Consider the following 7,596-nt stretch of genomic DNA (forward strand, 5'->3'; position numbering starts at 1 on the left):
TTGGCTACTTGACACCCGTGGAATATGAGTTAGGATTTAGACATCTAAACGAGCTTGCGGCTTAACTTCGAGTCCACAAAATCGGGAACACTCCAACCTGTAGTTTCGGTAATTCTTCGTCACTTTCAAGACGTTGGCGTACTTGATGCCCGTTGACTGGACTGCATCGATGACGCAGAGGGCCAGGCTGTCGGGGTAGCCATAATCGGCAGGCAACTGCATGGCTGCGTGATCACCGAGCTTGTCGGTGCAACGCGACGTCAGTGCTTCAAGCTGAGCTGGCGTGAGTTTCACGTATGACACCATCGCACGAGCCCCGACAGGCCGGTTAGCCGGCCCATTTCGATCCGAGCCTAGGTAGTCGCAGTGGGATTCAGCATGGTTGCGACGTCGTGTCGGAACCTGGCCGAGGCCAAGTGGTTGGCGGCTGTTGACCGGCCAACATTTGTGGCGGCCGCCCGACGAAGTGCGTCGTCGGTCGGCACTGCGCTTGTCGCCGCAGCCTGCCATCGTCTGATAGCTGCTTCAAGTTCGGCCGGATCGCAGCCGGCCGCGATCCGGGTCAGAACCTCGTCGCGGGCCGTGACTAATGCCGTGGTCAGGAGTGATTCGCTAGCGGCGTTGCCGATATGCGTTCGTGTGTCTCGACCACGCCGCTGTGCCTCTGCTGCGGCTACCCACGAACTCTTCTCGAGTGCCATGGCGCCCTGATCGATCTCGGCTGCCGTTGGATGAGCTGGGTCTGTGGCCACATCGGCCAGGATGTCCACCGCCAACTCGTCGCGCTGCTCGGCTTTGACAAGGACCTCCTCGGCGGAACTCCGGATGGCCCGTTCAGTGGATTTGCGTTTGCGGGACTCAGCATCGGTTTTAAGGTGCGTTTCCCAAAGCTCTTCGTCACGGTTCAGGGCCGGCCCTGGCTTCGGCGAGTGGTTCGTGCCGTTGCACCCGGCGGTTGCTACGAGTTCGCGCAGTCGACTGGTGGCACGCTCGCGGTGGCCGTCCCAGTCGAGCCCGACCATGCCCACGCCGGAGTCCGCATGGCGGGTGACCCGCCATCCGGTCCATAGGTGACCAAGTTCCTCGATAAGACCGGGGTGCAGGAACCAGCACGGCGGTATGACGCTGGGCGGGATGCGATACGTCGGCACGAGCCACTCCAGCCAGGTGCCGAGGTCTGTTAACTCATTCCGATAGTCGCTCGCCCCCAGCAGCTCCCACGGAATCGTGCCAGGACGCTCCGCTTGGTCGGCCGGGTCTAGGCGCGTCGACTGAGGGTCCGGTCCTCGCTGCTTGGAGCTTGTCGTGGCGGTCATGAGATCTCCTTCGAGGTCGGGCCTTGTCACCCCTGATTGCAGTTCAGCGAATTGGAGCTAGATATCCCGACCGTCGAATCGACGGCCGGCAGGGCTCGCAGCGATTGGCCGATCGACCGACTCCGCCAGAGCGCGCAACGCCTGAGAGGCCAGGCGGTAGTCGGCTCGCTGGGAAAACGATGAGCCGTGTTCCGGGGGCGAGCCCAGCGGACGGTCGTCTGTGACGGACCACCGGTCCCGATATGCAGCGACCGTTCGAGCTGCGGACCTCCAGCGCTCGGTCGGGTGCGCGGACGGCGCCGGTAGGGCCGCGATCCATAGGGAGCCTTCGGAGGTCGCGCGGTCCAGGACCGCATCCGCACGGTGCTCGATCAGCAGGTACCGGCTGTTTAGGGCGGTCAGCATTTCCTGGTCGGTCAGGCCGGCCGTGGCGTCGGGGAGTACGCCTGCCACCAGCAGGCGACGAGGCTGGATCTGGTCGATGGTGACCGCGTTCGTCCAGGCACGAAGCTGATCGGCCAGCTCGCCCGCCGTCTCGGGTGCCTTCCGCGTGGCCACTTGGTGAATGCCCGTCTGCACGTCAAGACCCCAGGTGCGAGCGGTTCGGCTGGCCTTGACCAGCTCATCAAAATCGGCCCCGTCGATGAGCGACTGAGTGGCGGGATGGTCGCCGAGCACCGCATAGACCGCCTCGACGGTAGCGACGTCGTGGGCGTAGCTGGCGATGGTCTCCGCTTCAGCAGCGAGCTGCCTGATGGACCCGGCCGCCTCCTGCTCATCGCGGATCATTTCGTGCGCGGAGGGCGCCGCGCTGGAATTGGCCAAGATCGCTTGGACTATCTCTCGCCGGGTCCACGGCTCGGCGTCAGGACCGTGCATGTGAACGTCCCCATCCTCGGATAAACCACCTGGGGTCGGTGGGTCGGTCACCAGGTAGGCCTGGTTGCTCCGCCGGCCTCGTGTCATTGCGACGTAGAACGTCTCGCGGGCCATTGCCGCGCCAGCGAGAACGTGCGCAGTGTCTGTTGTCATGCCCTGCGCCCGGTGCGCGGTGGTGGCGTACCCGAGCTCGACGTGGTGAGCGACGTAGTGGGCCGGCAGCGTGATCTGGGCTGCACCTGCCAGCCCGTCGGCGCCGAGGAGACGGACGGTCAACGAGCCGTCGGTGCGTGCTCGTTCAACGGACCACTGCTGGCCATTGCGGACGAACCCCTCCGACCGTCGACCGGCTCGCGGGCCGGGTCCAGCCCCGGTTCCGTCGGGCAGATACCGGTCGATCTCGCGCGTGACCACGATGTCGCCGCGGCCGGCCGGAGATCCGTCGTGCAGACGCACGGTTCTGTCGTCCTTGACCCGACCGGCGGCGACGAGGTCGGCGCGAGCCCGCAGGTTCAGTTCGTGGACCGAGTCGTTATCAGCCGCGATCAGCAGCGATCTGCTGCCACTGCGGGTGTCGGCGAGCCATCCGTTGTAGGCCGCGTCCGTCATCGCTTCGCCGGCTCCGCCGAGGAATCTCCCATGGTCCAGGTACGCATCGATCGCATCGGCATCGCCCAGACGGATCTCCGCTGCCGCCCTTTCCTCCCACTTGCGCCTGGTGCCATCTGCATCGGTGAAGCGGCGAACAACCGTCAGGGTCGGAGCGTCAGTCCTTGCCGAAGCGATCAGACCGAATGCTCCTCCGGTCTCCACCGGCGAAAGCTGATGGGGATCGCCGACCAGCAACAGCTTGGCTCCCGCTGCGATAGCTTGCTGGGCGAGACGGTCCAGCGCGAAGGTGCCGGCCATGCCGGCTTCGTCGACGATCAACAGTTGCCCCGCGCGGAGGCTCCAGCGGGCGTGCACGGCTCGTACGTCGGCGAGAGCGCCGTCGATGGCGGTCGTATCCACGCCGTCGGCCCGCAGCTGATGCCGCCGGCGGTCGAGGAGGGCGATCCGCTCGGTCCGTTTTCCCTGGAGCTCCTGTTGTGCGAGCCATTGGGCGGTGTTGTCGGTGAGGATGCCGAGATCCGAGGCCAGTACCTCTGCTGCCTTGGCCGAAGGTGCGAGACCCACCACGCTGCCTGCGCCGAACTCGGACTCCCACATGGCCCGGACGCCGGCCATAGACGTCGTCTTGCCGGTCCCGGCCGGACCGACCAGGACATCCACAATCCGGCCCGAGCTGGCGATGATGATGGCGGCCGGTGCCTGGTCTTCGATGGAGAGCCGGTAGCTGCGGCCCGGTAGGACGGACTGCGCCATGACAGCGGCTCGGTCGGCGTTGACTGCCGGACCACCGTGACTGTTCGCGGCCGTCAGGAGACGGTCTTCGGCGTCGAGAACCTGACGTGAGGTGAAGACCTGGGGCCGGCCGAATCGGCTGGTCCCGTCACGCTCGCGGAACGCGTCGGGGGTCGGTGTGAGTTGCCCGGCGGTCAGCATGACGGACAACGTCTCAGCGGCCGTCACGATGCGGTCCCTGACGGCGACGGCGTCACCGGCGCTCGTGAACTGCCAATTTGCCTGTTGCATGTGACGGACTGCTTCGGCGGTGAGGTTCCAACGTGTCCAGGTCGACCGTCGTGACGCCACCTCGTCGACCACCTGCGCCGCCATCGAACTGGTCGCGCTGCCGGGAACGTCGTCAGCGCGGAGCATGACGGGCGGTCGCGTCAGCGCGGCGTCAGCGACGGTCGATGCCCAGCCGACCGGGTCTTGAGCCAGCACCTTCCCTGCGCGCGCGGCCCACATCGTGACGGCCTCGGCCAACGACGTCGACTTCTTCTGCTCCCGAGTGTCCAAGGTGTAGTGCTGGCGCATGCGGTTGAGGGACCGGGCGTCAGGACGGCGGCCGTGCGCGAGTACGTATTGATCGATGGCGATGTCTACCGCTGCCTCGATGTCGGCTGACCGCTGCGAAAAGATCGCGAGCAGGCCGTCGGGGACGCCGACCAACTCACGAGCGCGGCGCCGGCCGCGGCCTCGCTCTCGCCCCTCCCAGTTGATGCCGACCCGGCGGGTGACCTCGTCGGCCAGGAGGAGGTTGTAGGTCTCGCTGTAGGCCACCGCAGCGCGGAAGAGCGACTTGGAGTCGATGGTCCGCCACTTGCCATCGGGTCCCTGGAGGCGGTTGGCGACGGTAACGTGCGTGTGGAGCTGCGGGTCACCCTTGCGGGAGTCCCAATGGTCGAATGCCGATGCGATCATGCCGGTGGTTCTTGTGCGAGCCACTCCTTGAGCGCCGGTCCGGGTGAACAGAGCTTCGTTCTCGATGAGCTCCAGCGTGTTGGCTAAGGCGGCCCGATGTGCGTCGTACAGCTTGATTTGCAGGCCATGGTCCGCGACAGCCCACAGCGCCGAGATCGACTTCGGAACAGAGAACGTCAGGTCGAAACCAGCCACGGCTTTCCTGGTGGGGGTGTCTTGCTCCTCCTTCACGATCTGGCGAATGGCCGCGGAGTGGGCCAGCTCCGGCAAAGTTTCCGGCAGTGCGGCCACGCGGCGTTCGATTCGCTGGGCTCTCGTTCGGTAGGCCGAGGCGGCACTACCGATCTTGCTCCCGGTGATCGGATCGCAGCCAGCCTCGAACAAGGCTCGGAGCTGCTGCTCCGTGACCTCGGATCCGAGCTTTAGGCCGTTGTCGCCCAGCGCGGTCAGGCCGGATCCAATCCACGTTCCGGGTGGGTAGCCGTCGGCGGCGTAGTACCGGGTCATGGGCGAGCCAGCGCGCGGCGACGATCCGTCTCCGGCCGCGATGTGGCTGGTCAGGTAGTCCACGGAGGACATCCGGACCATCGACATCGTCACGATCCGAAATGGGGAGCAGGCGGTGCGAGTTCAGTGACTGGCCTCTGTTGCGACCTTGTCAAACGTCACTACGGCTGTTGACAGCAACCGTTGGACCTCTACTCGAGGTCTTCGGGCCTTGGAGTCCGGCCGGTTCGCCCGCACCGCTAGATGGCGAGGGCGACGGTGGATGCCGGTGCCCGGCCGGCTGGCACCATTGGCGACAACGCCGTGACGAGGCAGCTAGAAGCGGAGCCCAAGGACGTGCAGGAGGATGCTGAGCTTCGTTATGCGGCAACGGAAGTTCTCACGGGGAAGTCGCGCGAGGCAAAACAGACTGTCGGGCTCATTGACCGGAACACAAGCGCCGGGCACGCGACTCCTGTCGATCTCTGCCGGGTCCCGCGGGGGCCGGGTCCCCAGCTGCGAACATGAACCCCGATCTGGCATGCTTCGCATGCGAGATTCAAGGCCGTGAAGAGGAGAGCTTGTTGACAAACCAGACTTCGAACCAGGAGTTCCTTGAGAAAAAGATCAATGAGTTTCGGCGCGCCTACCCGCATGCTGAAGCGCTTTTGACCTATCTTAAGCGTGACGAGCTGCGCGTTGTGCGTGTGGAGCGTGGGAAGCAGGGACGATGGTCCGTCTTCTGTGTACTGCCTGAGACCGCGCAGCAGATCTTCGATATCGACCGTGAAGTGCTATTTCTCGCGACTGACTATGAGAAGGTCGAACCTCGAATCTTAAACGAGCTGCAGAGGCTCCTCCGCGAGAATGCGTCCACGGAGGAGCAACTGGCCGTCCTCGTCACGGTTGATGAACAAGCTGAGCGGCTTGCGCGGCAGCGTGCGGGAGAAACATCTATTCTCGTCTTGGACGCAAAACTTTTACCTTCAGGACTACCACCATTCAGACAGAATCTTGCATCATTGCTCTCGACGGTGGATCATTTTAACGTAACAACTCCACTCACGGCAGCGAGTGCTTTTTTCGGGCGCGAGCGGGATATTGCTTCAGTCCTTCAAAGACTTGATGTGGGTCAGCACACCGGGATCTTTGGGCTTCGCAAGGCAGGCAAAAGCAGTCTGCTAAATCGCGTATCAGGGCTCGAGATCGACCGTAGATGGGCAGTGGGCAACTTAGATCTGAATGAATACTTCGGAACCCCAGGAAGGTTTCGTTCGGAAGTGGTTAAGGCCCTCGCGGATGAGGTCACGCGATTGGGAGGAAATGCCGGCCGTCTGCTCAGCGTATCAGCTCCAAGAGGCGACACCGTACGCGAATTTTGGCTTAGAGATCTAGGGGCTGTCCTAGATAATCTGGGTAGTCTCGGTGTTGCTGGAACCTTACTGGTCATTGATGAGGTCGACACTGCGCTGCCAGGGAGGACGCTCGCTCTAGATGAAGATGAAGATGATTTAGGACTGTTGAGGGCACTTTCACAGTTGAGGGCGTTTGTGCAGCGCAGGCAGGCGCGCGGGTTGCTCGCTCCAGTAATGCTGTGCGCTGGCGTTGATCCAAGCCTCTTCGAGAAGCCGAAAGTTCGAGGGCTAGCGAATCCTCTATATCAATTCGCATCGGTAGAATTCATCGAGCCACTTGATCGGGACGAGCTTCAGGCAATGGTGCGGACGTTGGGGAAGCGAACAGGTATGAGATTCCGAGATTCCGTCTTGATCGACGAACTGCTCGCCGAGTATGGCGGCCATCCACTGTTAACCCGGCAGGCATGCTCGTTCATTCACCGCCATAGGCCCGCAGGTGAGGTCCCGTATCAAGTCGATTTGCAAGACGTCATGAATGCCTTGGAGGCCACAGGACCGGGGACGCCCCTTGAGCACGCGTTAGATATGCCGAGTAGTTTTGAGGAATGGTACCCCGATGAGGCCGAGGCGCTGGACGTGCGCATAAAGCTGTCGAGGGAGGGACGATTTGTCGCGGACATCAAGGGTGTCGAGCATGCGGCTGCGTATGGTCTTCTTCGAACCGATGGATCGGTGCGAATGCGCGCATTAACTAGGGGGATTGTGTAACTGTGGACGCCTCCGGCAATCTCTCGCTGTTTACTGAAGAGCTGGTTCAGAACTTGGTATATGGTCGAAAGATTCTAATCCGTACGCTGGGAGGTGCTGGACGAACGACTCTTCTCGCAAGTGTAGCGGTGTCCTATGAGGACGTAACAGGTCGGAAGCCGATATTGGTAAGACCGGGCGATGGTCAAACGCCAGAGGCGGTCTGTTCGGCTTTGCGCCTAGAACTGGATTCGGTCGGCTTTGCTGCGTTGCTGATCGATGACTGGGGGCGGCTGATGATGGATCATCTAGGAGCTTGGCAGCCCCGTCTGAATAGTTTATGTGTCGACGATCCGAAAGCTAGTGCGATTGGCTTTCTTATGGTCGCGGACACTGGGGAGGATCGGCGATTTCAACCAGCGAGTGCCTCACCTGACTCCAACAATAGCATATCGAGTTTCTCTTTCGGTTTGAGCCATTCGAGGGTTTGACGGGGCCGG

Annotated in this window: 4 protein-coding genes; 1 reads left to right on the plus strand and 3 read right to left on the minus strand. The window is 62.8% G+C overall.

Features of this window, described 5'->3' with window-relative positions; genetic code table 11:
- Window positions 1-36: 36 nt before the first annotated feature.
- The 3 genes from ABIB25_RS28980 to mobF are packed head-to-tail and all read right to left on the minus strand — an operon-like array spanning window position 37 to window position 5,099.
- Window positions 37-294 (minus strand): DUF8548 family protein, encoded by a 258-nt coding sequence (locus ABIB25_RS28980; RefSeq protein WP_354531980.1) that lies wholly within the window; start codon window positions 292-294, stop codon window positions 37-39.
- Between the two features lie 59 nt (window positions 295-353).
- Window positions 354-1,316 carry a hypothetical protein gene (locus ABIB25_RS28985; RefSeq protein ID WP_354531981.1) on the minus strand — a complete coding sequence of 321 codons (963 nt, stop codon included), beginning with the start codon at window positions 1,314-1,316 and terminating at the stop codon, window positions 354-356.
- A gap of 57 nt (window positions 1,317-1,373) precedes the next feature.
- A complete protein-coding gene (mobF, locus tag ABIB25_RS28990; protein WP_354531983.1) occupies window positions 1,374-5,099 on the minus strand; it encodes a MobF family relaxase in 3,726 nt (1,241 codons plus the stop codon).
- 416 nt (window positions 5,100-5,515) lie between these two features.
- Here mobF and ABIB25_RS28995 point away from each other — a divergent pair, with 416 nt between their 5' ends.
- A complete protein-coding gene (locus ABIB25_RS28995) occupies window positions 5,516-7,117 on the plus strand; it encodes an nSTAND1 domain-containing NTPase (RefSeq protein ID WP_354531982.1) in 1,602 nt (533 codons plus the stop codon).
- The last annotated feature ends 479 nt before the right edge of the window (window positions 7,118-7,596 follow it).

Origin of the sequence: Nakamurella sp. UYEF19, from assembly GCF_040546275.1 — a bacterium.
GTDB lineage: Bacteria > Actinomycetota > Actinomycetes > Mycobacteriales > Nakamurellaceae > Nakamurella.